Origin of the sequence: Paraburkholderia sp. Ac-20342 (assembly GCF_017104985.1) — a bacterium.
In the GTDB taxonomy this organism is placed as follows: Bacteria; Pseudomonadota; Gammaproteobacteria; order Burkholderiales; family Burkholderiaceae; genus Paraburkholderia.
On the sequence record NZ_JAAGPQ010000036.1, the window covers coordinates 16,437 to 40,605 of the forward strand.

A 24,169-nucleotide genomic window follows, 5' to 3' on the forward strand; every position below is an offset into this window, starting at 1 on the left:
CGTTAGCACGCCGCATCCCGATGCATCAATGGATTGCGCGCGATGGCACATGTTTCGCTAAATAGCGTCCACAAGGGAGAGACATCATGCGACTCGTTTTCCGTAGCGCTCCAATAAACCGCACGGCATTATTCGCGATTCGCGAAGCAGGCGCGCCAAAGCGACAACGCGGCGGCGCGGCCGGCATGCCGACGGTTGCCGCCACGCCGCAACGGCCAGGCGGCTCCCACCAGGTGACGCTGTGGGACGAAATCGCGCCGCCCGCGCCGCCGCCGGTGCCGGTCGACGCCATGCACGCCGGCGAAAGCAACGCCGCGACGTACCGGAAGGCATAGCGAACGGCGACGAAGCACCGGCAGCCGCAACGGCACACGGGGTTCCTCCGCAGCAGCCCACGCCTGCCCGTCGGGTAGAATCATCCGGTTACGTTCCCTTTCCCATTCGATGACGACGCTCACCCTGATCGTCGCTCGCGCCAGCAACGGCGTGATCGGCCGCGACAACCAGTTGCCCTGGCGACTGCCCGAAGACCTCAAGTTCTTCAAGCGCACGACGATGGGCGCGCCCATCATCATGGGCCGCAAGACGCACGAATCGATCGGCCGGCCGCTGCCGGGACGCCGCAACATCGTCGTGACACGCGACGCCGAACGGCGCTTTCAGGGCTGCGACACGGCAACCAATCTGGACGACGCGCTGCGCCTCGCCGCGCAGGACCAGGCGCCGCAGGCGTTTCTGATCGGCGGCGCGCAGCTGTACCCCGAGGGTTTGCGTCTCGCGCAGAAGCTCATCATCACCGAGATCGCCGCCGACTTCAACGGCGATGCGACCTTCCCCGCGGTCGACAAGACCGTGTGGGAAGAAATCGCGCGCGAGACGCATCACGCGCATGCGCCGAACGATTTCGACTACGCGTTTGTGACGTACCAGCGCAAAGAGCACTGAACGCGGACGCGCTGGCGGGTTTCGCGAAGCCGGCGCCATGCATCCCATGAAAAAACGCCACGCAATTTCCATTGCGCGGCGTTTCCCATTCCTGCTTGCTGCGAGCCGAGAGGAGCACGCGCCCCGCTCATTGCCCGAATTACTGCCCCGCGATCGTCATGCGCTCGATCAGTACCGAGCCGGTCTGCTTGGTGCCGCGCGTGATCGTATCGGCGCCGATCGCGACGATGTGGTGGAACATCTCCTGCAACGTGCTCGCGACCGTGATCTCCTCGACCGGATACAGGATCTTGCCGTTCTCGACCCAGAAGCCCGACGCGCCGCGCGAATAGTCGCCCGTCACGTAGTTCACGCCCTGCCCCATCAGCTCGGTCAGCAGAAGACCGGTGCCGAGCTTGCGCAGCATCTCTTCGAAGTCGTCCTCGGGACGCGTGTCCGAGCTCAGCAGCGAGAGATTGTGCGAGCCGCCCGCGTTGCCGGTGGTCTGCATGCCGAGCTTGCGCGCCGAGTACGTGGACAGGAAGTAGCCCTCCACGACGCCGTCCTTCACGACCGAACGCTGGCGCGTACGCACGCCTTCCTCGTCGAACGGCGCGCTGCCCATCGCGCGGGCGACGTGCGGGTCTTCGACCACCTGCACGTGCGGCGCGAACACCGGCTTGCCGAGGCTGTCGACCAGAAACGAGGTCTTGCGATACAGCGCGCCGCCGCTCGTCGCCTGCACGAACGCACCGAGCAGACCGGCGGCGAGCGGCGCTTCGAACAGCACCGGCACCTTGCGCGTATCGAGGCCGCGCGCGCCGATGCGCGCGAGCGCGCGCTGCGCCGCGTAACGGCCCACGGCCTCGGGATCGGCCAGCTCGGACGCGCTGCGCGTCGACGTGTACCAGTCGTCGCGCTGCATGTTGCGGCCGCTGCCCGCGATCGGCGCGCACGCAATGTAGTGGCGCGAGTACGGATAGCCGGCGAGGAAGCCGCGCGAGGTCGCCAGCACGAATTGCGAATGCTGCGCCGACACGCTCGCGCCTTCCGAATTCCTGATCTGCGGATCGGTGGCGAACGCGGCGTCTTCGGCGCGGCGCGCGATCTCGACCGCCTCGTCGGCGGACAGATTCCACGGATGATAGAGATCGAGGTCGCGCGGCGCGGTTTCGAGCAGTTCGGCTTCGGCAAGGCCCGCGCAATCGTCCTCGGCGGTGAAGCGGGCGATGTTGTAGGCCGCCGCGACCGTGTCCTTCAACGCTTGCGGCGAGAAGTCCGAGGTACTGGCGTTGCCGCGCTTGTTGCCGATGAACACCGTCACGCCGACCATCTTGTCGCGGTTGTGCTCGATCGTCTCGACTTCGCCGCGCCGCACCGAGACGGACAGGCCGTCGCCTTCGGAAATTTCCGTTGCGGCGTCGGTGCCGCCGAGCGCCTTCGCGTGACGAAGGATGTCCGAGGCGATTTCCTTCAGCTCATCCTGGGTATGCGGAAAAAAGCGCTGCTTGACGTCCATGTCTGCTGCCATTGTGGTTGCCGTCCTGTTCGGGGCCGCGCGGCCCTGGGTATGCGCACCGTGCGCCTTATGCCACGCGAGAAGACAGGTGGCGGCGCAGGCGTGCGAGATAAATGCATCCCGCGATCATAGCAAGGTAAGCGACGCCGTACCTGGCATTCGCGTCACGGCGCGAGGGCTTCGCGCGCGGCGGCGACAGTGCGCGAATGGGCATCACGCCGACGGCCTGGCAAACGGAATCCGCCGCGGCAGCGAACGCAGCCTCACGGCCGCGAGTTGGACTGGCGCCGCACGTTACAATATCGCCATGACACGCAAAACCCGCATTCAACCGATCGAATCCGTCGTGACGGAAGTCGACGAAAACGGCTACGACCGCCCGAGCAAGTCCCAGGTCAAGCGCGAAATGCAAGCGCTGCAGGACCTGGGTGCGGAGCTGGTCGCGCTGCCGAAAGATGCGCTCAAGCGCATGCCGATGCCCGAAAAGCTCGACGAAGCCGTGCGCGAAGCGCGCCGCATCACCGATCACGAAGGCAAGCGCCGCCAGATCCAGTACGTCGGCCGCGTGATGCGCTCGCTGCACGACACGGAAACCGCCGCGCTGCGCACCGCGCTCGACACCTACAAGGGCATCAACAAGACGGAAACGGCGAAGCTGCACTGGATCGAGCGCACCCGCGAGAAACTGCTCGCCGACGACGCCGCGCTGACCGAGTTCATCCGCCAGCACCCGGGCGCCGATCCGCAGCAGGGCCGCACGCTGATCCGCAACGCGCGCAAGGAAGCGCAGCAGAACAAGCCGCCGCGCTATTTCCGCGAACTGTTCCAGTGGATCAAAACCGCGGCCGGCGCGGACGAAGCCGACGACGCGTCCGATACCGCGCATGATGCCGAACCCGATACGGATTTCGCCCCGGAAGACGACGATGCCGACCGCGACGCCTGAGCAACGCCCACCACGCAACCACCCCGACGAGATCGTGATCGGCCTCGTGTCGATCAGCGACCGCGCCTCGGCCGGCGTGTACGAGGACAAGGGCATTCCGGCGCTGCAGGAATGGCTCGGCGCAGCGCTCGCGTCGCCGTGGCAGGTCGTCACGCGGCTGATTCAGGACGACGCGCCGACCATTTCGGCCACGCTGATCGAACTCGTCGACGAAGTGGGCTGCGATCTCGTGCTGACCACGGGCGGCACGGGCCCGTCGCGCCGCGACGTGACGCCCGAGGCGACGCTCGCGGTCGCGACGAAGGAGATGCCGGGCTTCGGCGAGCAGATGCGACAGATCAGCCTGAATTTCGTGCCGACCGCGATCCTGTCGCGCCAGGTGGCGGTGATCCGCGAAACGGCGGAGCACGCAGCGCTGATCGTCAACCTGCCGGGTCAGCCAAAGTCGATCAGGGAAACGCTCGAAGGTCTTCGCGACGACGAGGCGGCCGTCAAGGTGCCGGGGATTTTCGCGGCGGTGCCCTACTGCATCGATCTGATCGGCGGCCCGTACGTGGAAACCAACGCCGAGGTGGTCAAGGCGTTCCGGCCGAAGAGCGCATTGCGCGCTCCGCGGCAGGACTGAGGTTTATCCCGGGTTAAGCGCGGACTGGTCCGCGCGGCTTGGGCTTGGGCTTGGGCTTGGGCTTGGGCTTGGGCTTATTTGGCGCTCGCCGGTGCGTCCGGCGCCGGCTGCGACGGCACGAGGAAATGTTCGCGGTAGTACTTCAGCTCATCGATCGACTCGTGGATATCGGCAAGCGCCGTGTGCATCGCGCGCTTCTGGAAGCCCTTGTAGATGGCCGGCTGCCAGCGCCGGCACAGTTCCTTGAGCGTGCTCACGTCGAGATTGCGGTAATGGAAAAAGCGCTCGAGATCCGGCATCCAGCGCGCCATGAAGCGGCGGTCCTGACAGATCGAGTTGCCGCACATCGGCGACTTGCCGGGCGGCACGTACTGGGCGAGGAAGTCGCGAATCTGCTGCGTGGCGTCCGCCTCGCTCACCGTCGACGCCTTCACGCGGCCGATCAGACCCGAACGGCCATGCGTGTTCTGGTTCCACTCGTCCATCTTCGCGAGCGTCTCGTCGCTCTGATGGATCGCGAGCACCGGGCCTTCGACCATCCTGTCGAGCGTCGAATTCGTCACCACCACCGCAATCTCGATGATGCGGTCGGTGTCGGGCTCGAGCCCGGTCATTTCCATGTCCAGCCAGATGAGATTCATGTCGCTGCGCACGAGCGGCGGCTGTTCGGCGGATGCGAGGATGTCAGTCATGAGTGCAACCCTGATGGCCTGGCGGCGGGCTTCGCTGAAAACCCGCGCACCGTGGCGTGTGTTCGTTCGAAATGGATGCGCGGTTCGAGCCGGGGCAGGCCTGGCTGCTTAAGCGGCGGCCATGGCGGCCATGAAGCGCCGCCTGGCATCGCTGCCGTGGACCGCGCCCCGAGCCATTGCCGTGAACCACGCTCCCGCCGCGAGGCGGGAAGAAACATATAATTCTCGCATAGATACCACGGAATCCCCGGATGCCTACCCTGTACTTCACTGCCCTGTTCGTCGTCGCCGTCGTCGCGATGGTCGGCACCAAACTCTGGCTCGCGTCGCGGCAGATCCGCTTCGTCGTCGCCCATCGCGAACAGGTACCGAGCCAGTTCGCCACCACCGTCGCGCTCACGGCGCACCAGCGCGCCGCCGACTACACCGTCGAGCGCACGCGCCTCGCGATGATCGAGATCGTCGTCGGTGCGGCCGTGCTGATCGGGCTCACGCTGCTCGGCGGCGTGCAGGCGCTCGATCTCGCGCTGTCCGACTGGCTCGGGCGCGGCTACGCCGGCCAGATCGCGCTCGTCGCCGTCGTGATCGCGATCACGAGCGCCATCGACCTGCCGTTCGACTACTACCGGCAGTTCGTCGTCGAGCAGCGCTTCGGCTTCAACCGTATGAGCAAAAGCCTGTTCTTTCTCGACCGCATCAAGGGCGCGCTGCTCGGCATCGCATTCGGGCTGCCGCTGCTCTTCGTCGTGCTGTGGCTCATGAACCGCGCCGGCGATCTCTGGTGGCTGTGGGCCTGGGTTGTGTGGGTCGCGTTCCAGATGTTCGGCCTGCTGATTTTCCCGACCTTCATCGCGCCGCTCTTCAACAAGTTCGAGCCGCTGAAGGACGAAGCGCTCGTGAGCCGCATCGAGGCGCTGATGAAGCGCTGCGGCTTCGCCGCCAAGGGTCTGTTCGTGATGGACGGCAGCCGCCGCTCGGCGCACGGCAATGCGTACTTCACCGGCTTCGGCGCAAGCAAGCGCATCGTCTTCTTCGACACGCTGCTCGCGCGCCTGTCGGGCCGCGAGATCGAGGCGGTGCTCGCGCACGAACTCGGCCACTTCAAGCGCCGTCACGTGACGAAACGCATGCTCGTCACCTTCGCGATCAGCCTCGCGATGCTCGCGCTGCTCGGCTGGCTCACGCAGTGCGTGTGGTTCTACGAAGGGCTCGGCGTGCGGCCGTCGCTCGTCGGCGGCAATAGCGGTCTGGCACTCGTGCTGTTCTTCCTCGCGCTGCCGGTGTTCATGTTCTTCGTCACGCCGCTCGGCAGCCTCAGCTCGCGCAAGCACGAGTTCGAAGCCGATGCGTTCGCGGCGACGCAGACCGACGCGCAGGACCTCGTCAACGCGCTCGTCAAGCTGTACGAGGACAACGCGTCGACGCTGACGCCCGATCCGCTTTACACCGCGTTCTACTACTCGCATCCGCCGGCCTCGCAGCGGATCGACCGACTGCTGCGGCACGCATGAGCGGCCGCGCCCCGAAAAAAGCGCCGCGCGGCGCGCAAGCCGCCGCGGCCGGCCAGCATGGCGCGAACGGCGCCCGCACGGGCGGCCTCGTGGTCGCCGCGCACGGCCGCCACTATCTCGTCGCACCCGAAGACGGCGGTGCGTTGCTGCAATGCTTCCCGCGCGGCAAGCGCAGCGAGGTGGCGGTCGGCGATCGCGTGATCTACGAGCCGACTTCGGCGGATCAGGGTGTGATCGTCGAAATCGGCGAGCGGCGCAATCTGCTGTATCGCTCCGATCAATACAAATCGAAGCTGTTCGCGGCCAATCTCGACCAGTTGCTGATCGTGCTCGCCACCGAACCGCATTTCAGCGAAGACCTGCTCGGCCGTGCGCTCGTCGCCGCCGAGGCGAACGAGCTGAAGCCGCTGATCGTGCTGAACAAGATCGACGTGACCGGTGCGCTGGACGGTGCGCGCCAGCGGCTCGAACCGTATCGCGCGCTCGGCTATACGGTCCTCGAAGTGTCGATCCGGATGCAGCCCGACACCGCGCGCGCGGTGCTGACCGAGCATCTGCGCGGACACGCGACGCTGCTGCTCGGCCAGTCCGGCATGGGCAAATCGACGCTCGTGAATCTGCTGATTCCGGACGCCGAAGTCGCGACGCGCGAGATTTCGACCGCGTTGAACAGCGGCCGGCATACGACGACCTTCACGCGTCTTTATCCGCTACCGGACCTCGACGGCAAGGACGGAGCGGCTAGCGCACCTGCGACGAACGGCCCGGCCGGCGCACTGATCGATTCGCCGGGCTTCCAGGAGTTCGGCCTGCATCATCTGACCGAAGGCAAGCTCGAACGCGCGTTTCCCGAATTCCGCCCGCTGCTGCCGAATTGCCGCTTTTACAACTGCCATCACCTGCACGAGCCCGGCTGCGCGATTCTCGAAGCGATCGCCGATGGCCGCATCCGCCGCGAACGGCATGCGCTGTATGCGCAACTCGTGCACGAGGCCAGCCAGATCGTCCGCTGACATGAAGCTGATGCGCGCGCCGAATCTGATCACAGGGCAGCATTGGGTCAACGTGCTCGAGACCGCGGGCATTGCGTGCGAGTTGCACAACCGCTATCTGAACGGCGCGCTCGGCGAGATTCCGGCGGATCAATGCGCGCCGGAGCTATGGCTCGTCGATGAGCGCGATGAGGCGATCGCGCGGCGTTTGATCGAGGCGGCATCGCAAGGGCCGGCACCCGGCGCGCCGGGGTGGCGGTGTCAGCAATGCGGGGAGATGCTCGAGGCGCAGTTCACCGTGTGCTGGCAATGCGGGACCGCGCGCGATCCGTTGCAGGGGTGAGGTGAAGACAGGTGGATCGCCGGGTTGGTGAGGTGACCGGGAATTGAAAACGCCGGGCATTGCCCGGCGTTTTCATGTGCTGCGCGAGGCACGGCGGCCTGGCGCTGCATGATGACGTCATGCTAGGCGAGCCATACCGCGATGGTCAGCATCAACAGCAGAATCATCCACAGCACGACCGCGCGCCACACGAGACCTACCGCCGATTGCAACGTACGCGGCGTGCAGTCGTCGCCAACCTGCATCGGCCCGCCGTCGCCGGTAGCGAGCGCGTCGAGGCTCGACTGCTCCGCAAGCGGCCCGCTCAAACGCGCGCCAAGCGCCCCGCTTCCGGCAGCCAGCAGAACACCGTCGTTCGCATCGGGCCATTGCCGCGCGTGATTGCGCCAGGCGTAAATCGCATCCTCGAAATTGCCGACGATCGCAAAGCCAAGCGACGTCAGCCGCGCCGGCACCCAGTCGATCACGAAGAACACCCGCTGCGCGAAACTCGAAAACGCAACGGTGCGGTCGTCGGCCGGCCGCGCCCATGCGCGCGCGAGATATTCGGCACAACGGTACAGCACCGCGCCCGCCGGACCGACCGGAATCAGGAACCAGAAGAACACGCCGAACACATGGCGATGCGAGGCGACCACCGCATGAATCAGCGTATGGCGCACGATCTCGCTGACCGGCATGTCGACGGTATCGAGCCCGGTCCATTCGTTGAGAATTTCGCGTGCACGCGGCACGTCGTCGTTGTTCAGCGCGAGATGGATGTCGGTGAAGTAATGGCTGAACTGGCGGAAGCCGAGCGTGAAATACAGCACCACGACGTTCCACAGGAACGCGAGCATGAAGTGGATGTGATACAGCACGTAGTAGACGAGCGCGACCGCAAGCGTCCAGGGCACCACCACCACGAGCCATGCGAGCAGACCGTGGCGCTGCTTGCCGGCATCGAATCCGTGCGCCGCCGACTCCGCATGGTATTGAAGCAACGCAGACACCGGATTGTTCGGCGACAGTGCGCGTACCTGTTCAATGATCAGAGCCAGCAATACGGAGAAAAAAGTCATGCGATGCGCCGTGCTTTTTGAGTTTTTACGATTGTTTTATAACGATAGCACAGGGTCGGATGCCTCTGAGCGCAGACGCTGACAAACCGCCGACAACTGCATCGTCCACGCAACTCTGCGCGTTCAACTCATGCTGCAAGGAAACGATAGAGGTTGCGCAGCATCGCCGCCGTCGCCCCCCAGATGAAATAATCGCCGCCCTGCGCGGCGGTGTGTTCGGTTGCGGCTTGCGTTGCGCGGGTGTCTTCGAGAACGCCGGTTTGCTCGCCCGGCGGTTGCGCGGTGTGCTCCGCTATTGCCGCCGGCTCGCTGCGCGGGTACGGCATCGAAAAAAAGCGGCGCTCGCCGCCCTCGTAGCGGAACAGACGTTCTTCGTGATTGGCCGGATTCATCAGGAACGCGAGCGGCACCTCGAAGACTTCGGCCACTTCGAGCGTATCCATTTGCAGCGTGAACGGCGGATGCACGAGACCGATGACCGGCGATACGCAAAAGCCGGTGCCTGTCAGATAGTCGGGCAACGCACCGAGAATTTCCACACGCGATGAATCGAGACCGACTTCCTCGTGCGCCTCGCGCAGCGCGGTCGCGATAGCATCGGCATCGAACGGCTCCTGGCGGCCGCCGGGAAAACTCACCTGGCCCGCGTGATCGTTCAGATGGTCGGCACGCTGCGTGAGCAGCACGGTCAGGCCGTGCTCGCGGACTACGAGCGGCACCAGCACCGCAGCCACGCGCGGATCGATTCCGGTGTTGCGCCAAGGCGCGTCGGCAATTTTTTCGGGGGTCCAGGCAAGCTGGCGCTCGAAGCGTGCCCGTAGCGCATCGGGTGTAAGACGGTCGCCGGCCACCGGCGGCAGATCGGCACCTGTCGCGATGACAGGCAGGCTTTCGGGCTCGAAGACAGGGCGGATCAACGGGTCTCTCTGATCAGCAGGTGGGGATACCGCTATTTTGACCTGGCCAACAAAAAAGCACCCGCGAGGGGTGCTTTTTCTTACAGCATTTACGCTTCGGAAGCAGCGCGGTCTTTCGAGACCAGCTTTTCCTTGATTCGAGCCGACTTGCCCGAACGCTCGCGCAGATAGTACAGCTTCGCACGACGCACGTCGCCGCGACGCTTCACGACGATGCTTGCCAGCAGCGGCGAGTACGTCTGGAACGTACGCTCGACGCCTTCGCCCGACGAAATCTTGCGGACGATGAACGACGAATTCAGACCACGGTTACGCTTGGCGATCACGACGCCTTCGTAAGCCTGCACACGCTTACGCGTGCCTTCAACCACGTTCACGCTAACGATGACCGTATCGCCCGGACCAAAATCGGGAATGGTCTTTTCGCCGAGAACGCGCGCGATTTCTTCCTGCTCGAGTTTTGCAATCAGATTCATCACTGACTCCTAGATCCATCTTGTCGGCGTTCGTACCTGCCTTGCGCTGGTTTCCCGTGGGTTGCCCCACTGCGCTCGACGACGGCCCCGATAGAGGATGGGTTCACATCTGGCACCGCCCACGCATGAACGGCACCGCCTATACCCGCTCGAAAGACCGGGGCCTCAGGCCTTCGGCTCTTCCTTCGCGAGACTTGCGAGCCATGCCTCGTCGGCACGGCTTAGCATTTTATTCTTTCTGGCCTTCACGATCAGATCGGGCCGTTTGTTCAGCGTGTTGCGCAACGCTTCGCGCCGCCGCCACGCCTCGATTTCCGCATGATGGCCGCCGAGCAGCACATCGGGCACCCGCACACCCTCGTATTCCTCGGGCCGCGTGTAGTGCGGACAATCGAGCAGCACGTCGACGAAGCTGTCCTGCACCGCCGACTGCGAATCGTTGAGCACGCCGGGCAACTGACGCACGACCGCATCCATCAACGCCATCGCGGGCAACTCGCCGCCCGACAGCACGAAGTCGCCAAGACTGACTTCCTCGTCGACGACACGATCGAGCAGACGCTGATCGATCGCTTCATAGCGCCCGCACAACAGTATCAGACCGGGTTCGGCCGCGAACTTCATGACGCGCTCGTGATCGAGCGTCGCGCCTTGCGGCGACATCATCACGACGCGCGGCGCGCCGATGCCCTGCTGTGCCTGCGCCGCTTTCGCGGCGCCGATCGCCTCTTCGAGCGGTTTGGCCAGCATCACCATGCCGGGGCCGCCGCCGTACGGGCGATCGTCGATCGTGCGGTAGTTGTCGGTCGTGAAATCGCGTGGATTCCACGTACGCAACCCATAGCGCTCCTGCTTCGCGGCCCGGCTGGTGATGCCCCAGTCGGTCAGCGCGCGGAACATTTCCGGAAAGAGCGTCACGACATCGAACTGCACCGCTCTCTCCATTCAACGAAAGATTTCAATAATCGGCTTCCCAGTCGACGACGATCTGCTTCGCGGCCTGGTCCACCGTTTTGACATAGACGCCGACGAACGGGATCAAGCGCTCGTCTGCGACCGGCTTGCCGCTTTTGTCGGTAGCCGGATATTCGATACGCAGCACCGACTGCGCACCGTTGTCGATCATGCCTGCAACCCTGCCGAGTTCAAACCCGGCGAGGTTCACCACAGTGAGTCCGATCAGATCGACCCAGTAGAATTCGTCGGCTTCGAGAGCCGGAAATTCGCTGCGGCTGAGGTACACGCGAAAACCACGCAATGCGAATGCCTCGTCGCGGTCGGCGGTGCCGCCCAGATGGGCCACCACGCTGTCGCTATGAGTCCTGGCCTGCAAGGCCGGTGCGGACCTGCGCTCGTCGCCTCTGAGCAGCCACCAGCGTCTGGCGCTCAACAGGGCGTCGCCACCCCGCCCGGCATCCGCGTGGGCGGACACCTTGACCCAGCCTTTGAGGCCGTAAGCGTCAACGATTGCGCCGACTTCGACCGCATCGGCCGGCCAGCTTGCCAGCGTTTCCGCGCGCATTTCAGCGGCTGCGGAAGCGCTACTTGCCGCACTGGCTTTCGCCTTGTCTTCGGCCCGCTCGACCGGCTTGCGGACGAATGCACCGAACGACGCCTGACCAGACGCCTTTGCGCGACCAGAACTGCCGGAATCACGCTCAGACATGAGATAAACCCGGAGATAGCCTCGAAGACGACTTCGCCGTCTGCTTCAGTAAAACAATGTACGTATCGGACTGCCCACGCAAGCTGCGCGAGCCGCCGGCCGAACCGACGACGATACGCATGCGGACCGCCATATCAGGCAGCCGGCTGCGCCTTTTGCGCTTCCTTCACGAGGCGCTCGACGGTCGGCGACAGTTGCGCGCCAACGCCTTGCCAGTACGTGAGGCGGTCCTGAGCGATACGCAGGGACTCGCCCTTCGTAGCGACCGGGTTGTAGAAGCCGACGCGCTCGATGAAGCGGCCGTCACGACGGCTGCGCGAGTCGGTAGCGACGATGTTGTAGAACGGGCGCTTCTTGGAGCCGCCACGAGCCAAGCGGATGATGACCATATTAGAATCCTTGAAAACCGGGGTGCGGAACGACTGAAACACGCGATTATAGCGGGAAACCGACGCCATAACAAACACTTACCGGGATAAACTGAGCAATGCGGCTGCGCCGGCCCCCCATCGCGGGCTCGCGAACCCGCCCAAATGCCCGAAATACCTGAAGGATCGCCCGTGAAACGCCCGCAGCCCACTCCGTTTCTGCCCGCTTTTTTTCTCTTTCTGGCACGCTTGACGGGGCTTGCCCGCATGGCGCGCAGCCGGATTCCGCGCCTCGCAGCCACAGCCGTGCTCGCCACACAGACACTGACAGCGGCGGCCTCGCTGCCCATCGAGAAAATCAGACTGCCGCGGGGCTTTCACATCGAAGTATTGTCGGATGAAGTGCCGAGCGCACGCGCAATGACGCTCTCGCCGAAGGGCATTCTTTATGTCGGCAGTCTCGACGGGCACGTCTACGCGCTCGAACTGCGCAACGGCCGCGTGACGGGCCGCCACATCATCGCTTCCGGCCTGCAGATGCCGGCTGGCGTCGCATGGCACGACGGCGCGCTGTATGTATCCGCCGTGTCGAAGATCGTGCGCTTCGATGCGATCGACTCCCATCTCGGCAATCCGCCAAAGCCCGTCATCGTCACCGACAAGCTGCCCACGGAAACGCATCACGGCTGGAAATTCATCGCGTTCGGCCCGGACGGCAAGCTCTACGTGCCGCAAGGCGCGCCGTGCAACATCTGCGACAGGGACCCGAACCGGTTCGCCCTGATCGGCCGCATGGACCCCGACGGCAACCACTATGAAGTCGTGGCGCGCGGCATACGCAATTCGGTCGGCTTCGCGTGGCACCCCGTCACGCACGAACTGTGGTTCACCGACAACGGCCGCGACCTGCTCGGCGACGACATCCCGAGCGATAAGCTGAGCCGCGCGCCGCGGCTCGGGATGAATTTCGGCTTTCCCTACTGTCACGGCGGCGACACGCCCGACCCCGAATTCGGTAAGGACCACGCGTGCAGCGAGTTCACACCGCCCGTCGCCAAGCTCGGCGCGCACGTAGCCGCGCTCGGCATGCGTTTTTACGACGGCGCGATGTTTCCGGCCGACTACCGCAACAACATTTTCATCGCCGAACACGGCTCCTGGAATCGCAGCAAGAAGTCCGGCTACCGCGTCGTGCGCGTGATCGCCGATCCGGACGGCGGCAACGCGCGCCAGGAAGTCTTTGCCGAAGGCTGGCTACAACCGGGCGAAACCGTCTGGGGCCGTCCCGCCGACGTGCTGCCGCTGCCCGACGGCTCGCTGCTGATCAGCGACGATTACGCCGGCGCGATCTATCGCGTGACGTATTCGGCGCCTTAGCGATCGTTCGCAGGCTTGCCCGACAACCCCGAGGGCAGCCCCTCTGCAGCACCCGCCAAACCTGCGGGCCGCGCCGAAGAAAATCCGTCCGCACGAGACGTCTGCGTTGCCGCAAACACCCTTACACAAACGTTCAGCCCTCACGGCCGGCTCCCTACCCGCCTTCAGCCCCACGCCTAGTCGCAATGTGACCTCCCGCGCGCGGCAGGCGTAGAATGCGCGTCGGTCCGCGCCATGCGGCGCGCCGCTCCTGCCGCTCCTTTCGACCGCCCGTCATTCTGCCCACGCGTCCATGTCCACCGCTGCCTCGACTTCCCCGCGCTTCAGATCCAAGACCATTACCGCCGCGCTCGCGTTCCTTTTCGGTAGCCTCGGCGCCCATCGCTTCTATCTGTACGGCACCCGGGACATTTACGGCTGGGCGCATCTGATCGGCACGCTGATCGGCATTCCCGGCGTGATGTTGCTGATCGCCACCGAGCGCGCTTCGATACTCGGCTGGGTGCTCGCGACCACCGGCGCCATTTCGCTTTTCGCCGCGTTTCTTGCCGCGCTCGTCTACGGGCTGCGTCCGGATCAGAAATGGGACGCGCAGTTCAACGCCCACACCCAACGCAAAAGCCGCTCCGGCTGGACGGTCATTTTCATCGTCATCTTTTCGCTGCTGATCGGCGCGTTCCTGCTGATGACCGGCCTCGCCGTCTCGTTCCAGACCTACTTCGAGAGTCAGGTGGAAGCGGCCAAGGCGCTCTCGCAGTAACGGCCAGCGGGCGGGTTCCAGACACCGCGCTAAAACAGCCTCAATTGCGGATTGTCGCGTGACGCTTCCCGCTCACGCGATGGCTCGCCCCGCCGGAAGTGCGACATGTCGAGAATGCCCCGGTCGCGCCCGTTCAGCCCCAAACGGCGCACGGTCTGGTGAAAACGCTGCTTGAGCATGTCCGCCCATAAACCCTCTCCTTTCATGCGCGTCGAAAACGACGAGTCGTAGTCTTTGCCGCCGCGCATGTCGCGCACGCGGCTCATGACCCGCTCGGCCCGGTCGGGAAAATGCGCGCTCAGCCAATCCTTGAAGAGCGGCGCGACTTCCCACGGCAAACGCAGCACGATATAGCTCGCGTTGCTGGCACCGGCTTGCGCGCAGGCTTCGAGCACGCGCTCCATGTCCGGTTCGGTGACGAACGGGATGACCGGCGCAATGCTGACACCCACCGGAATACCGGCCTCGCTCAGCGTACGGATAGCGCGCAGACGGCGCGACGGCGTGGCCGCGCGCGGTTCGAGCGTGCGCGCGATGTCGGCATCGAGCGTGGTGATCGTGATCGCCGCCATGAATTGCCCGCGCGCGGCCATCGGCGCGAGCAGATCGATGTCGCGCTCGATCAGCGACGACTTGGTGATCGCCGCGAACGGCTGGCTGCGTTCGCTGAGCACTTCGATCACACGGCGCGTCAGGCGCAAGTCGCGTTCGGCCGGCTGCCATGCGTCGGTGGCCACGCCGAGCGCGATCGGCTCCGGCACATAGGACTTCTTCGACAGCTCGCGTTCGAGCAATTCCGGCGCATTGATCTTCGCGTAGATACGGCTTTCGAAGTCGAGCCCCGGCGACAGTCCCAGATAACTGTGCGTCGGCCGCGCAAAGCAATAGATGCAGCCATGCTCGCAGCCGCGATACGGATTCAACGACACGCCGAACGGAATATCCGGCGACGCATTGCGCGTGAGGATGGTCCTGGCGCGCTCCTCGAACACCTGCGTGCGCAGCGCCCTCGGCTCGCCGTCTTCCGTGGCGCCCGGCAGCCAGCCGTCGTCGACCGCTTCGCGCTGGTCGACTTCGTAGCGGCCTTGCAGGTTCGTCACCGCCCCGCGCCCCTTGCGAGACGCAGGCGGCGCAATCGGAAATTCGGGAATGGAAGAGGTGTCGGGATCGGTCACGGCAGGCCACAGCAAGAGCTACACAAACGCACGTCCAAACAAAAAAACGGCGCAAAATACCTGTATAAATATACAGTGTTTACGCCGTTTGTCGAGCGTTGTTTCCACGCCCGCGAACTGGGCGCTGAAGCCGCCGCCGCGCGCCCTTGCGCCTTTATTCCCTCTTGTGCCGCCTAGGAGCCGCTACTCGCCCACCGCGATCGTCAGCGTCTCCTTGATCTCCTCCATCACCACATAGCTCTTCGACTGCACCGCGCCCGGCAGCTGCAGCAGGATGTCGCCGAGCAGCTTACGGTAGTCGGCCATCTCGCCAATGCGCGCCTTGATCAGATAATCGAAGTCGCCCGAGACGAGATGGCACTCGAGTACCTCGGGGATCTTCTGCACCTCGCGCCGGAACTGGTCGAACATGTTGCCGCTCTTGTGGTCGAGCGTGATCTCGACGAACACGAGCAGCGCCGCGCCCAGCTCGGCGGGGTTCACGCGCGCGTGGTAGCCCATGATCACGCCGTCGCGCTCCATGCGCTTGACGCGCTCGATGCACGGCGTCACCGACAGCCCGACCTGCTCCGCGAGGTCCTTCATCGCCATCCGGCCGTCCTGCTGCAGGAGCCGCAGGATCTTGTGATCGAGCTTGTCGAGGGCCCGCACGGGCTGGCGCTGTGTACGCATGATGTTTTTTCTGAAAATGATGAAAATACGATAACAAAACCTGACGGGCTGTTAATAGTATAGCGGTTAACACTGGGCAAACCGCGTTACACCTCGGGTTAGCACTGACGAGTCGAACGTGAATCGAGCCAACTCGACACCGCCGGCGAACGCCACCGCCCTACTCACCCTTCTGAAATATCTGGAGCAGCTATGCGAGTCGTCGTTTTGGGCAGTGGCGTGGTCGGCGTGACGAGTGCGTACTATCTTGCGCGCGCGGGTCACGAGGTGACCGTCATCGACCGCGAGGCCGGCCCGGCGCTCGAAACCAGTTTCGCCAACGCGGGCCAGATCTCGCCGGGCTATGCGTCGCCGTGGGCTGCGCCGGGCGTGCCGCTGAAGGCCGTCAAGTGGATGTTCCAGAAGCATGCGCCGCTCGCGATCCGTCTCGACGGCACGGCGTTCCAGCTGCAATGGATGTGGCAGATGCTGCAAAACTGCACGGCGTCGCGCTACGCGGCGAACAAGAGCCGCATGGTGCGCCTCGCCGAATACAGCCGCGATTGTCTACAGGCGCTGCGCGCCGACACCGGTATCCGCTACGAAGGCCGCACCGGCGGCACGCTGCAGGTGTTCCGCACGCAGCAGCAGTTCGACGGCGCCGCGAAAGACATCGCCGTGCTGCAGGACGCCAATGTGCCGTACGAACTGCTGTCGGCGGCCGAACTCGCACAGGCCGAACCGGCGCTCGCCGCGGTATCGCACAAGCTCACGGGCGGCCTGCGTCTGCCCGGCGACGAAACCGGCGACTGCCAGATGTTCACGACGCGCCTGGCCGCGCTCGCCGAAGAACTCGGCGTCAAGTTCCGCTACAACACGCCGATCGACGCGCTCGCGATGGCGGGCGGCCGCATCGCCGGCGTGCAATGCGGCGGCGAACTGGTGCGTGCGGATTCGTTCGTGGTCGCGCTCGGCTCGTACTCGACGCGCTTCCTCGACGGCATCGTGAAGATTCCGGTCTATCCGCTGAAGGGTTACTCGATCACCGCGCCGATCGTCGATGCGGCGGCCGCGCCGGTGTCGACGGTGCTCGACGAGACCTACAAGATCGCGATCACGCGCTTCGACGACCGGATTCGCGTCGGCGGCATGGCCGAGATCGTCGGCTTCGACAAATCGCTGCGCCAGGCGCGCCGCGAAACGCTCGAACTGTGCGTGAACGACCTGTTCCCGGGCGGCGGCGATACGTCGAAGGCGACCTTCTGGACCGGTCTGCGGCCGATGACGCCGGACGGCACGCCGATCGTCGGCCGCACGCCGGTGCCGAACCTGTTCCTGAACACGGGGCATGGCACGCTCGGCTGGACAATGTCGTGCGGCTCGGGCCAGTTGCTGGCCGATCTGATGTCGGGCAAGCAGCCGGCCATCCGCGCCGACGATCTGTCGGTGCATCGCTATCTGGGTGAGACGGCGGGCGAGCATCGGCCGGCTTATGCGTGAGCGAGCGGCGCAAGCAACGTTGACTTCGGCATCGAACGGCATGCCGATGCGTTGATACGGACGTAGCAAGCATCGCTGAGTACGAACAGCAAAACCCAAATCGCAAAAACAAACGGCGCCTCACGAGGCGCCGTTTGCATTGCAGCCGGCATGAACATCCAGAGAACGTCCGCCGATCATCCAGCCACGATCGCGTCACCCATCCGCGCTCAGAACTGATCCTCCGACAACGCCAGCACGCCCTCGCCGCCCTTCGCATTGACGATCGCCACTTCGAGCGCCGCCGCCTGCGGCAGCACATGCTCCGCGTAGAACCGCGCGGTCGCGATCTTCGCGTCATGGAACGCGGGATCGTCGGCGCGCCGCGCCGACGCCGCGAGCATCGCCCGCGCCATCTGCCAGCCGCCGAGCACGATGCCCGCGAGCTTCAGATACGGCACGCTGCCCGCGAACACCGCATTCGGATCGCCCTTCGCATTCGCGAGAACGAAATCGACGACCGCGTTCATCGCCCGCTGCCCCTGCGCAAGCTGCGTCTTCATCGACGCAAACGCCTGCCCCTGTTGTGCATCTTGCTGCGCGCCCAGCGCCTCAACCGTTCCGGCAATGCCCGCAAGCAGTTCCTTCGCAACCTTGCCGCCGTCGCGCAGCGTCTTGCGGCCGATCAGATCATTCGCCTGGATCGCGGTCGTGCCTTCGTAGATCGGCAGAATGCGTGCGTCGCGGTAGTACTGCGCGGCGCCCGTTTCCTCGATGAAGCCCATACCGCCATGCACCTGCACGCCGAGGCTCGTCACATCGACCGACAGTTCCGTGCTCCAGCCCTTCACGATCGGCACGAGGTATTCGTAGATCGCCTGATGCTGCGCACGCGTCGCTTCGTCCGAATGACGATGCGCGAGATCGCAGTGCGACGCCGCGACATACGCGAGCGCGCGCGATGCCTCGGTGAGGCCACGCATCGTCGACAGCATGCGGCGCACGTCCGGGTGCTGGATGATCGCGACCGACTGCTTCGCCGAACCATCCACGGGACGGCTCTGCACGCGCTCCTTCGCATACGCGACGGCCTTCTGGTACGCGCGGTCCGAGATCGCGACGCCCTGCATGCCGACCGCGAAACGCGCGGCATTCATCATGATGAACATGTATTCGAGGCCGCGATTCTCCTCGCCGATCAACTCGCCGATCGCGCCGCCGTGATCGCCGAACTGCAGCACCGCGGTGGGGCTCGCCTTGATGCCGAGCTTGTGCTCGATCGACACGCAATGCACGTCGTTGCGCGCGCCGAGCGAACCGTCCTCGTTGACGAGAAACTTCGGCACGAGGAAGAGCGAAATGCCCTTCACGCCTTCGGGCGCGTTCGGCGTGCGCGCGAGCACCAGATGCGCGATGTTCTGCGCCATGTCGTGCTCGCCCCACGTGATGAAAATCTTCGTGCCGAACAGCCTGAACGAACCGTCGGCCTGCGGCTCGGCGCGCGTGCGCACGAGCGCGAGATCGGAGCCAGCCTGCGGCTCGGTCAGGTTCATCGTGCCGGTCCATTCGCCCGAGATCAGCTTCGGCACGAAGGTCTGCTTCTGCGCTTCGCTGCCGGCCGTCAGCAGCGCTTCGATCGCGCCGTCGGTCAGCAGGGGACACAGCGCGAACGACAGGTTCGACGCGTTCAGCATCTCGACGCACGGCGTCGCGATCAGCTTCGGCAGTCCCTGCCCTTCATAGTCGAGCGGATGCTGTACGCCCTGCCAGCCGCCCTCGGCGAACTGGCGGAACGCGTCCCTGAAACCCGGCGTCGCGGTAACGACGCCGTCCTTCCAGCTGCTCGGATTGCGATCGCCCTCGACGTTCAGCGGCGCGAGCACTTCGCCGCACAGTTTCGCCGATTCGTCGAGCACGGCCTGGGCCGTGTCGAGGTTCGCGTCCTCGAAGCCGGGCAGCGTCGCGATGTCTTCGAGTCCGGCCAGTTCTTTCATCACGAACAGCATGTCCTTGATGGGCGCCGTATAGCTCATGTCGGTTCTCCTCCCTTGATATGAAAAAAGGGCGCGGGACTTGATCGGTCCTGCGCCCTTCGCTTGCTGTCGGCAGCCTTTTTCAGGCGCCGCGGCGCTTAGCCGAGTTCGTTCACGAGTTCCGGCACGAGCGTGAACAGATCGCCGACCAGACCGTAATCGGCGACGCTGAAAATCGGCGCTTCCTCGTCCTTGTTGATCGCGACGATCACCTTCGAGTCCTTCATGCCCGCCAGATGCTGGATCGCCCCCGAGATGCCGACCGCGACGTACAGCTGCGGCGCGACGATCTTGCCGGTCTGACCCACCTGATAGTCGTTCGGCACGTAGCCCGCGTCGACCGCCGCGCGCGAGGCGCCCAGCGCCGCGCCGAGCTTGTCGGCCAGCGGCTCCAGAACCTTCGTGTAGTTCTCGCCGCTGCCCAGACCCCGGCCGCCCGACACGATGATCTTCGCGCTCGTCAGTTCCGGACGGTCCAGCTTCGTCACTTCACGGCTCACGAACTGCGAGAGGCCCGCGTCGGCTGCAGCCTCGATCTTCTCGACCGCCGCGCTGCCGCCTTCGGCTGCCACTGCATCGAAGCCCGTCGTGCGGACCGTGATGACCTTGATCGGGTCAGCCGACTGCACGGTGGCGATCGCGTTGCCCGCGTAGATCGGACGCTCGAACGTGTCCGGCGAGTCCACCGCCGTGATGTCGCTGATCTGCGCGACGTCGAGCTTCGCCGCGATACGCGGCGCGATGTTCTTGCCCGAAGCGGTCGCCGGCGCGAGGATGTGCGAGTAGTTCTTCGCGATGTTCACGACCGTCGCTTCGACGTTCTCGGCGAGACCCTGTTCGAGTTGCGGCGCGTCGGCGAGCAGCACCTTCGCCACGCCCGCGATCTTCGCGGCGGCGTCCGCTGCGGCCTGCGCGTTGTGGCCTGCGACCAGCACGTGAATGTCACCGCCGATCTTCTGTGCCGCGGCAACCGTGTTCAGCGTCGCGGCCTTGACCGACGCGTTGTCGTGTTCTGCAATTACAAGATTCGTCATTTCTTTCCTCGCCCCTTAGATCACCTTCGCTTCGGTCTTCAGCTTCCCGACCAGCGTCTTCACGTCCGGCACCTTCACACCGGCGGAGCGCTTCGGCGGCTCGGCGACTTTCAGCGTCTTCAGACGCGGCGTGACATCGACGCCGAGGTCTTCGGGCTTCACGGTTTCCAGCGGCTTTTTCTTCGCCTTCATGATGTTCGGCAGCGTCACGTAGCGCGGCTCGTTCAGGCGCAGATCGGTCGTCACGACGGCCGGCAGCGTCAGCGACAGCGTTTCCGCGCCGCCGTCCACTTCGCGCGACACGGTGGCCCTGCCGTCTGCCACGACAACCTTCGAGGCGAACGTGGCCTGCGGCAGATTCGCGAGCGCGGCGAGCATCTGGCCGGTCTGGTTCGAATCGTCGTCGATGGCCTGCTTGCCGAGGATCACCAGTTGCGGCTGCTCCCTGTCGACCAGTGCCTTGAGCAGCTTCGCAACGGCCAACGGCTGCAACTCCTCGTTCGACTCGATCAGGATCGCACGGTCAGCTCCAATCGCCAGCGCCGTGCGCAGCGTTTCCTGCGACTGCGCCACACCCGCCGACACCGCGATCACCTCGGTCGCCACGCCCGCTTCCTTCAGGCGCACCGCCTCTTCCACCGCGATTTCGTCGAACGGATTCATCGACATCTTCACGTTTGCGATGTCGACGCCCGTGCCGTCCGACTTGACCCGGACCTTCACGTTGTAGTCGACCACTCTTTTCACTGGCACCAGAATTTTCATGCACACGCTCCAAAGTTACGAATACGTCAACCCGACGAACATTATAGCGACTGCCCTCATGGCAGCCCTGTCGCGGGCGCATTAGCGAGAGGATATCGCTCCTCCGCGGCGCAACGGCAATATCGAACGATCGTTCTATTTTAATCTCTAAAAAACCCGGGAGACAACCCCGGGCTCCGACTCGCACCTCTAATTTCGCCTTGCCGTCGTCTTCTTCTTGCGAAGTTGGCGAGCGTCGGCTTACCAGGCTACCAGGCGGTAATGACCGAGCCGCCAAACTTGTTGTCGATGAACTGCTTGACTTCAGGCGAGTGATACGCGGCAACCAGCTTCGCGACCCACGGCTTGTTTCTGTCAGCCTCGCGGATCGCGATGATGTTCACGTACGGCCCCTTCGGGTCTTCGATCGCGATCGCGTCCTGCTTCGGTTTCAGGCCCGCTTCCATCGCGAAGTTGGTGTTGATCGCGGCGGCATCCACATCGCCCAGCGAACGCGGAATCTGCGCCGCGTCGAGTTCGACGATCTTCAGCTTCTTCGGATTCTCGACGATATCGAGCGGCGTCGCCTTCAGGCCCGCGTCGGCGCGCAGCTTGATGAGCCCCTGCTTCTGCAGCAGCAGAAGCGCACGGCCGCCGTTGGTCGGATCGTTCGGCACCGCGATCTTCGCGCCTGGCTGCAGTTCGGCGAGCGTCTTCAGCTTCTTCGAGTAGATGCCCATCGGGTAGGTGACGGTGTCCGCGATACGGATCAGCTTGTAGCCACGGTCCTTCACCTGCGCCTGCAGATACGGGTCGTGCTGATAGCTGTTCGCGTCGAGATCGCCGCTCGCGAGCGCCGCGTTCGGCTGCACGTAATCGGAGAATTCGACGATCTTGATGTTGAGACCGTTCTTCGCGGCGACCGTCTTCACGATGTCCATGATCTGCGCATGCGGACCGCCCGTGACACCGACCTTGATCGTGTCTTCGGCGTGCGCCGCGTTCATGGCGAACAGCGAGACCGCGCCGAGCGCGGCAGCCAGCTTGAGAATGAAGCGACGTTGCATGATGGACCCTCTCCGACTCTTCTAGCGGGTTATAACCCCGGTGGGTTTATTTGTGGCTCAGACGACGCACGAGCCAATCGCCAAACGACTGCACCAGTTGCACGAACACGATCAGGATCAGCACGACCGCGAGCATCACTTCGGGCAGGAAGCGCTGATAACCGTAGCGGATGCCGAGGTCGCCGAGACCGCCGCCGCCGATCGCACCGGCCATCGCCGAATAGCCGACCAGCGACACGAACGTGATCGTGAGCCCCGCGACCACGCCCGGCAGCGACTCGGGCAACAGCACCTTGAAGACGATCTGGCGGGTGGTCGCGCCCATCGCCTGGGCGGCCTCGATGAGCCCGCGGTCGACCTCGCGCAGCGCCGTCTCGACCAGCCGCGCGATGAACGGCACGGCGGAGATCGTCAGCGGCACGATGGCGGCCGCCGTGCCGATCGACGAACCGACGACGAGCCGCGTGAACGGAATCACCGCGACGAGCAGGATGATGAACGGTGTCGAGCGCACCGCATTGACGAGCACGCCCATCACGCGATTGAGGGCGACGTTTTCGAGCACGCCCTGACGGTCGGTCAGATACAGCAGCACGCCGAGCGGCACGCCGACCACGGCACCGATCAGTCCGGAAATGCCCACCATGACGAGCGTTTCCCAGAACGACTGGACGAACATATCGAACATTTCACTCAACATGCGAAAGCTCCTCGACCACCACACCCTGTTCGCGCAGATACGTGAGCGCCTGCGCCACCTTCGTTGGCTCGCCGCCCGCGAGCACCGCGAGCGAACCGAACGCCTGCCCCTGGATCTCGTCGATCTGGCCGTGCAGGATGTTGAAGTCGAGTTCGTAGCGGCGGATCGTCTCCGAGAGAATCGGCTGATCGACACCCGAGCCCGTGAACGCGAGGCGCAGCAGATGGCCGCTGCCGGTCTTCAGACGCTGCGCGACGCGCGCCTTCATGGCGGGCGGTAGTTCCTGCGCGATCACGTCGCCGATCAGCGCGCGCGTGACTTCGTGGCGCGGCTGCAGGAACACGTCGATCACCTTGCCCTCTTCGACGACACGGCCCGCGTCGAGCACCGCGACGCGGTCGCAGACCTGCTTGATTACGTCCATCTGGTGCGTGATCAGCACGATCGTGAGGTTCAGTTCGCGGTTGATACGCTTGAGCAGATCGAGAATCGCGCGCGTCGTTTCGGGGTCGAGCGCGGACGTCGCTTCGTCGGAAAGCAGCACCTTCGGCTTGCTCGCGAGCGCGCGCGCGATCCCGACGCGCTGCTTCTGGCCGCCGCTGATCTGCACCGGATAGCGGTCCTTCTGCGCCGACAGGCCGACGAGGTCGAGCAGCGGCAGCACGTTGGCCTCGATTTCGTCGCGCTTCATGCCGGCCAGTTCGAGCGGCAGCGCGACGTTCTCGTACACCGTGCGCGAGGACAGCAGATTGAAGTGCTGGAAGATCATGCCGATCTCGCGGCGCGCCTCGCGCAACTGCGCGGCGGGCAGCGTCGTCAGATCGCGGCCGTTGACGACGATGTTGCCTTCCGACTGCCGCGTCAGCAGGTTGATCGTGCGCACGAGCGTGCTCTTGCCGGCGCCGCTGCGGCCGATAATGCCGAACACCTCGCCGGCCGGAATCGTCAGATTGACGTTGTGCAGCGCCTCGACCCAGCCCCGGGGCCCGGCAAACCGCTGCGAAATATTGCGTATTTCAATCATGGAAAACGAAACGGCGACGACTGCCGGCGAGCATGGTGCTCCCGGCAAGCGGCCGCCGTTGCTTTTATTGGGATTTGAGGCCGCC

26 protein-coding genes are annotated in these 24,169 nt (G+C 64.7%); 10 read left to right on the plus strand and 16 right to left on the minus strand.

Translation table 11 applies throughout. From position 1 onward, the window contains the following. Nucleotides 1–86: 86 nt before the first annotated feature. Nucleotides 87–335, plus strand: coding sequence for a hypothetical protein (locus G3N58_RS16785; RefSeq protein WP_205999695.1), 249 nt, complete (start codon nucleotides 87–89; stop codon nucleotides 333–335). A gap of 109 nt (nucleotides 336–444) precedes the next feature. Further along, a complete protein-coding gene (locus tag G3N58_RS16790) occupies nucleotides 445–945 on the plus strand; it encodes a dihydrofolate reductase (RefSeq protein ID WP_205999667.1) in 501 nt (166 codons plus the stop codon). Between the two features lie 139 nt (nucleotides 946–1,084). Here the strand turns inward: G3N58_RS16790 and pmbA are convergent, their stop codons facing one another. After that, nucleotides 1,085–2,455, minus strand: coding sequence for a metalloprotease PmbA (gene pmbA, locus G3N58_RS16795; RefSeq protein WP_205999668.1), 1,371 nt, complete (start codon nucleotides 2,453–2,455; stop codon nucleotides 1,085–1,087). 295 nt (nucleotides 2,456–2,750) lie between these two features. Here pmbA and yjgA point away from each other — a divergent pair, with 295 nt between their 5' ends. Beyond that, on the plus strand, nucleotides 2,751–3,389 hold the full coding sequence (gene yjgA / locus G3N58_RS16800) for a ribosome biogenesis factor YjgA (RefSeq protein ID WP_167050273.1): 639 nt from the start codon (nucleotides 2,751–2,753) through the stop codon (nucleotides 3,387–3,389). Next, nucleotides 3,370–4,014 (plus strand): molybdopterin adenylyltransferase, encoded by a 645-nt coding sequence (gene mog, locus G3N58_RS16805; protein ID WP_167050271.1) that lies wholly within the window; start codon nucleotides 3,370–3,372, stop codon nucleotides 4,012–4,014. The genes yjgA and mog overlap by 20 nt, the downstream gene beginning before the upstream one ends. Before the next feature lie 74 nt (nucleotides 4,015–4,088). Here mog and orn read toward each other — a convergent pair whose 3' ends face one another. Beyond that, a complete protein-coding gene (gene orn, locus G3N58_RS16810; RefSeq protein ID WP_167050270.1) occupies nucleotides 4,089–4,706 on the minus strand; it encodes an oligoribonuclease in 618 nt (205 codons plus the stop codon). Between the two features lie 251 nt (nucleotides 4,707–4,957). Between orn and G3N58_RS16815 the strand changes: the two genes are divergently transcribed. Genes G3N58_RS16815 through G3N58_RS16825 form a run of 3 tightly spaced genes read left to right on the plus strand, consistent with a single transcriptional unit; the run spans nucleotide 4,958 to nucleotide 7,552 of the window. After that, nucleotides 4,958–6,217, plus strand: coding sequence for a M48 family metallopeptidase (locus G3N58_RS16815; RefSeq protein WP_167050268.1), 1,260 nt, complete (start codon nucleotides 4,958–4,960; stop codon nucleotides 6,215–6,217). Beyond that, nucleotides 6,214–7,230, plus strand: coding sequence for a ribosome small subunit-dependent GTPase A (gene rsgA / locus G3N58_RS16820; protein ID WP_205999669.1), 1,017 nt, complete (start codon nucleotides 6,214–6,216; stop codon nucleotides 7,228–7,230). Before G3N58_RS16815 ends, rsgA begins: the two co-directional genes overlap by 4 nt. 1 nt (nucleotide 7,231) lies before the next feature. After that, complete coding sequence (locus tag G3N58_RS16825) at nucleotides 7,232–7,552, plus strand: DUF2007 domain-containing protein (RefSeq protein WP_167050262.1); 321 nt, start codon at nucleotides 7,232–7,234, stop codon at nucleotides 7,550–7,552. Nucleotides 7,553–7,674: 122 nt separating this feature from the next. On the opposite strand, the gene G3N58_RS16830 is transcribed toward G3N58_RS16825, so the two are convergent. The 6 genes from G3N58_RS16830 to rpsP form a co-directional block, all read right to left on the minus strand. Further along, on the minus strand, nucleotides 7,675–8,613 hold the full coding sequence (locus G3N58_RS16830; protein ID WP_167050260.1) for a CobD/CbiB family protein: 939 nt from the start codon (nucleotides 8,611–8,613) through the stop codon (nucleotides 7,675–7,677). A gap of 128 nt (nucleotides 8,614–8,741) precedes the next feature. After that, nucleotides 8,742–9,530 (minus strand): CoA pyrophosphatase, encoded by a 789-nt coding sequence (locus G3N58_RS16835; protein WP_205999670.1) that lies wholly within the window; start codon nucleotides 9,528–9,530, stop codon nucleotides 8,742–8,744. An 89-nt stretch (nucleotides 9,531–9,619) separates the two neighbouring features. Then, nucleotides 9,620–10,006 carry a 50S ribosomal protein L19 gene (rplS, locus tag G3N58_RS16840; protein WP_167050256.1) on the minus strand — a complete coding sequence of 129 codons (387 nt, stop codon included), beginning with the start codon at nucleotides 10,004–10,006 and terminating at the stop codon, nucleotides 9,620–9,622. Between the two features lie 165 nt (nucleotides 10,007–10,171). Beyond that, nucleotides 10,172–10,951, minus strand: coding sequence for a tRNA (guanosine(37)-N1)-methyltransferase TrmD (gene trmD, locus G3N58_RS16845; RefSeq protein ID WP_205193424.1), 780 nt, complete (start codon nucleotides 10,949–10,951; stop codon nucleotides 10,172–10,174). A gap of 13 nt (nucleotides 10,952–10,964) precedes the next feature. Then, entirely contained in the window at nucleotides 10,965–11,672 is a 708-nt protein-coding gene (rimM, locus tag G3N58_RS16850) for a ribosome maturation factor RimM (protein WP_205990436.1), read from the minus strand. A 134-nt stretch (nucleotides 11,673–11,806) separates the two neighbouring features. After that, nucleotides 11,807–12,061 carry a 30S ribosomal protein S16 gene (gene rpsP, locus G3N58_RS16855; RefSeq protein WP_013090118.1) on the minus strand — a complete coding sequence of 85 codons (255 nt, stop codon included), beginning with the start codon at nucleotides 12,059–12,061 and terminating at the stop codon, nucleotides 11,807–11,809. A 246-nt stretch (nucleotides 12,062–12,307) separates the two neighbouring features. Here rpsP and G3N58_RS16860 point away from each other — a divergent pair, with 246 nt between their 5' ends. Together G3N58_RS16860 and G3N58_RS16865 are read left to right on the plus strand one after the other, a co-directional pair. Beyond that, complete coding sequence (locus G3N58_RS16860) at nucleotides 12,308–13,417, plus strand: PQQ-dependent sugar dehydrogenase (protein WP_241017141.1); 1,110 nt, start codon at nucleotides 12,308–12,310, stop codon at nucleotides 13,415–13,417. A gap of 292 nt (nucleotides 13,418–13,709) precedes the next feature. After that, nucleotides 13,710–14,177 (plus strand): TM2 domain-containing protein, encoded by a 468-nt coding sequence (locus G3N58_RS16865; RefSeq protein WP_205999671.1) that lies wholly within the window; start codon nucleotides 13,710–13,712, stop codon nucleotides 14,175–14,177. A gap of 29 nt (nucleotides 14,178–14,206) precedes the next feature. On the opposite strand, the gene G3N58_RS16870 is transcribed toward G3N58_RS16865, so the two are convergent. Both G3N58_RS16870 and G3N58_RS16875 read right to left on the minus strand, forming a co-directional pair. Beyond that, a complete protein-coding gene (locus G3N58_RS16870) occupies nucleotides 14,207–15,352 on the minus strand; it encodes a PA0069 family radical SAM protein (RefSeq protein ID WP_205999672.1) in 1,146 nt (381 codons plus the stop codon). 183 nt (nucleotides 15,353–15,535) lie between these two features. Continuing rightward, entirely contained in the window at nucleotides 15,536–16,024 is a 489-nt protein-coding gene (locus G3N58_RS16875; protein WP_167050244.1) for an Lrp/AsnC ligand binding domain-containing protein, read from the minus strand. Between the two features lie 192 nt (nucleotides 16,025–16,216). Between G3N58_RS16875 and G3N58_RS16880 the strand changes: the two genes are divergently transcribed. Beyond that, nucleotides 16,217–17,503, plus strand: coding sequence for a D-amino acid dehydrogenase (locus G3N58_RS16880; protein ID WP_205999673.1), 1,287 nt, complete (start codon nucleotides 16,217–16,219; stop codon nucleotides 17,501–17,503). Between the two features lie 209 nt (nucleotides 17,504–17,712). On the opposite strand, the gene G3N58_RS16885 is transcribed toward G3N58_RS16880, so the two are convergent. From G3N58_RS16885 to G3N58_RS16910, 6 genes are all read right to left on the minus strand, one after another. Further along, nucleotides 17,713–19,515: an acyl-CoA dehydrogenase gene (locus G3N58_RS16885; protein WP_205999674.1), complete on the minus strand. Its 1,803-nt coding sequence runs from the start codon at nucleotides 19,513–19,515 to the stop codon at nucleotides 17,713–17,715. 98 nt (nucleotides 19,516–19,613) lie between these two features. Further along, nucleotides 19,614–20,549 (minus strand): electron transfer flavoprotein subunit alpha/FixB family protein, encoded by a 936-nt coding sequence (locus tag G3N58_RS16890; RefSeq protein WP_205999675.1) that lies wholly within the window; start codon nucleotides 20,547–20,549, stop codon nucleotides 19,614–19,616. Between the two features lie 15 nt (nucleotides 20,550–20,564). Next, a complete protein-coding gene (locus tag G3N58_RS16895; RefSeq protein ID WP_205999676.1) occupies nucleotides 20,565–21,314 on the minus strand; it encodes an electron transfer flavoprotein subunit beta/FixA family protein in 750 nt (249 codons plus the stop codon). Between the two features lie 248 nt (nucleotides 21,315–21,562). Beyond that, entirely contained in the window at nucleotides 21,563–22,360 is a 798-nt protein-coding gene (locus G3N58_RS16900) for a MetQ/NlpA family ABC transporter substrate-binding protein (protein WP_205999677.1), read from the minus strand. Nucleotides 22,361–22,406: 46 nt separating this feature from the next. After that, a complete protein-coding gene (locus tag G3N58_RS16905) occupies nucleotides 22,407–23,060 on the minus strand; it encodes a methionine ABC transporter permease (RefSeq protein WP_167049479.1) in 654 nt (217 codons plus the stop codon). Continuing rightward, nucleotides 23,050–24,084 carry a methionine ABC transporter ATP-binding protein gene (locus tag G3N58_RS16910; RefSeq protein ID WP_205999678.1) on the minus strand — a complete coding sequence of 345 codons (1,035 nt, stop codon included), beginning with the start codon at nucleotides 24,082–24,084 and terminating at the stop codon, nucleotides 23,050–23,052. The genes G3N58_RS16905 and G3N58_RS16910 overlap by 11 nt, the downstream gene beginning before the upstream one ends. Nucleotides 24,085–24,169: the final 85 nt, after the last annotated feature.

Bases quoted from the DNA above. Each gene is read 5' to 3' on its own strand.
- rsgA (WP_205999669.1), top strand. From the start codon at position 6,214: ATGAGCGGCCGCGCCCCGAAAAAAGCGCCGCGCGGCGCGCAAGCCGCC.
- G3N58_RS16830 (WP_167050260.1), bottom strand. From the start codon at position 8,613: ATGACTTTTTTCTCCGTATTGCTGGCTCTGATCATTGAACAGGTACGC.
- G3N58_RS16885 (WP_205999674.1), bottom strand. From the start codon at position 19,515: ATGAGCTATACGGCGCCCATCAAGGACATGCTGTTCGTGATGAAAGAA.
- G3N58_RS16905 (WP_167049479.1), bottom strand. From the start codon at position 23,060: ATGTTGAGTGAAATGTTCGATATGTTCGTCCAGTCGTTCTGGGAAACG.
- pmbA (WP_205999668.1), bottom strand. From the start codon at position 2,455: ATGGCAGCAGACATGGACGTCAAGCAGCGCTTTTTTCCGCATACCCAG.
- rpsP (WP_013090118.1), bottom strand. From the start codon at position 12,061: ATGGTCATCATCCGCTTGGCTCGTGGCGGCTCCAAGAAGCGCCCGTTC.
- G3N58_RS16860 (WP_241017141.1), top strand. From the start codon at position 12,308: ATGGCGCGCAGCCGGATTCCGCGCCTCGCAGCCACAGCCGTGCTCGCC.
- G3N58_RS16815 (WP_167050268.1), top strand. From the start codon at position 4,958: ATGCCTACCCTGTACTTCACTGCCCTGTTCGTCGTCGCCGTCGTCGCG.
- G3N58_RS16895 (WP_205999676.1), bottom strand. From the start codon at position 21,314: ATGAAAATTCTGGTGCCAGTGAAAAGAGTGGTCGACTACAACGTGAAG.
- mog (WP_167050271.1), top strand. From the start codon at position 3,370: ATGCCGACCGCGACGCCTGAGCAACGCCCACCACGCAACCACCCCGAC.
- G3N58_RS16785 (WP_205999695.1), top strand. From the start codon at position 87: ATGCGACTCGTTTTCCGTAGCGCTCCAATAAACCGCACGGCATTATTC.
- G3N58_RS16865 (WP_205999671.1), top strand. From the start codon at position 13,710: ATGTCCACCGCTGCCTCGACTTCCCCGCGCTTCAGATCCAAGACCATT.
- G3N58_RS16880 (WP_205999673.1), top strand. From the start codon at position 16,217: ATGCGAGTCGTCGTTTTGGGCAGTGGCGTGGTCGGCGTGACGAGTGCG.
- G3N58_RS16790 (WP_205999667.1), top strand. From the start codon at position 445: ATGACGACGCTCACCCTGATCGTCGCTCGCGCCAGCAACGGCGTGATC.
- rplS (WP_167050256.1), bottom strand. From the start codon at position 10,006: ATGAATCTGATTGCAAAACTCGAGCAGGAAGAAATCGCGCGCGTTCTC.
- G3N58_RS16890 (WP_205999675.1), bottom strand. From the start codon at position 20,549: ATGACGAATCTTGTAATTGCAGAACACGACAACGCGTCGGTCAAGGCC.
- yjgA (WP_167050273.1), top strand. From the start codon at position 2,751: ATGACACGCAAAACCCGCATTCAACCGATCGAATCCGTCGTGACGGAA.
- G3N58_RS16910 (WP_205999678.1), bottom strand. From the start codon at position 24,084: ATGATTGAAATACGCAATATTTCGCAGCGGTTTGCCGGGCCCCGGGGC.
- trmD (WP_205193424.1), bottom strand. From the start codon at position 10,951: ATGGAGAGAGCGGTGCAGTTCGATGTCGTGACGCTCTTTCCGGAAATG.
- orn (WP_167050270.1), bottom strand. From the start codon at position 4,706: ATGACTGACATCCTCGCATCCGCCGAACAGCCGCCGCTCGTGCGCAGC.
- G3N58_RS16900 (WP_205999677.1), bottom strand. From the start codon at position 22,360: ATGCAACGTCGCTTCATTCTCAAGCTGGCTGCCGCGCTCGGCGCGGTC.
- G3N58_RS16825 (WP_167050262.1), top strand. From the start codon at position 7,232: ATGAAGCTGATGCGCGCGCCGAATCTGATCACAGGGCAGCATTGGGTC.
- G3N58_RS16875 (WP_167050244.1), bottom strand. From the start codon at position 16,024: ATGCGTACACAGCGCCAGCCCGTGCGGGCCCTCGACAAGCTCGATCAC.
- rimM (WP_205990436.1), bottom strand. From the start codon at position 11,672: ATGTCTGAGCGTGATTCCGGCAGTTCTGGTCGCGCAAAGGCGTCTGGT.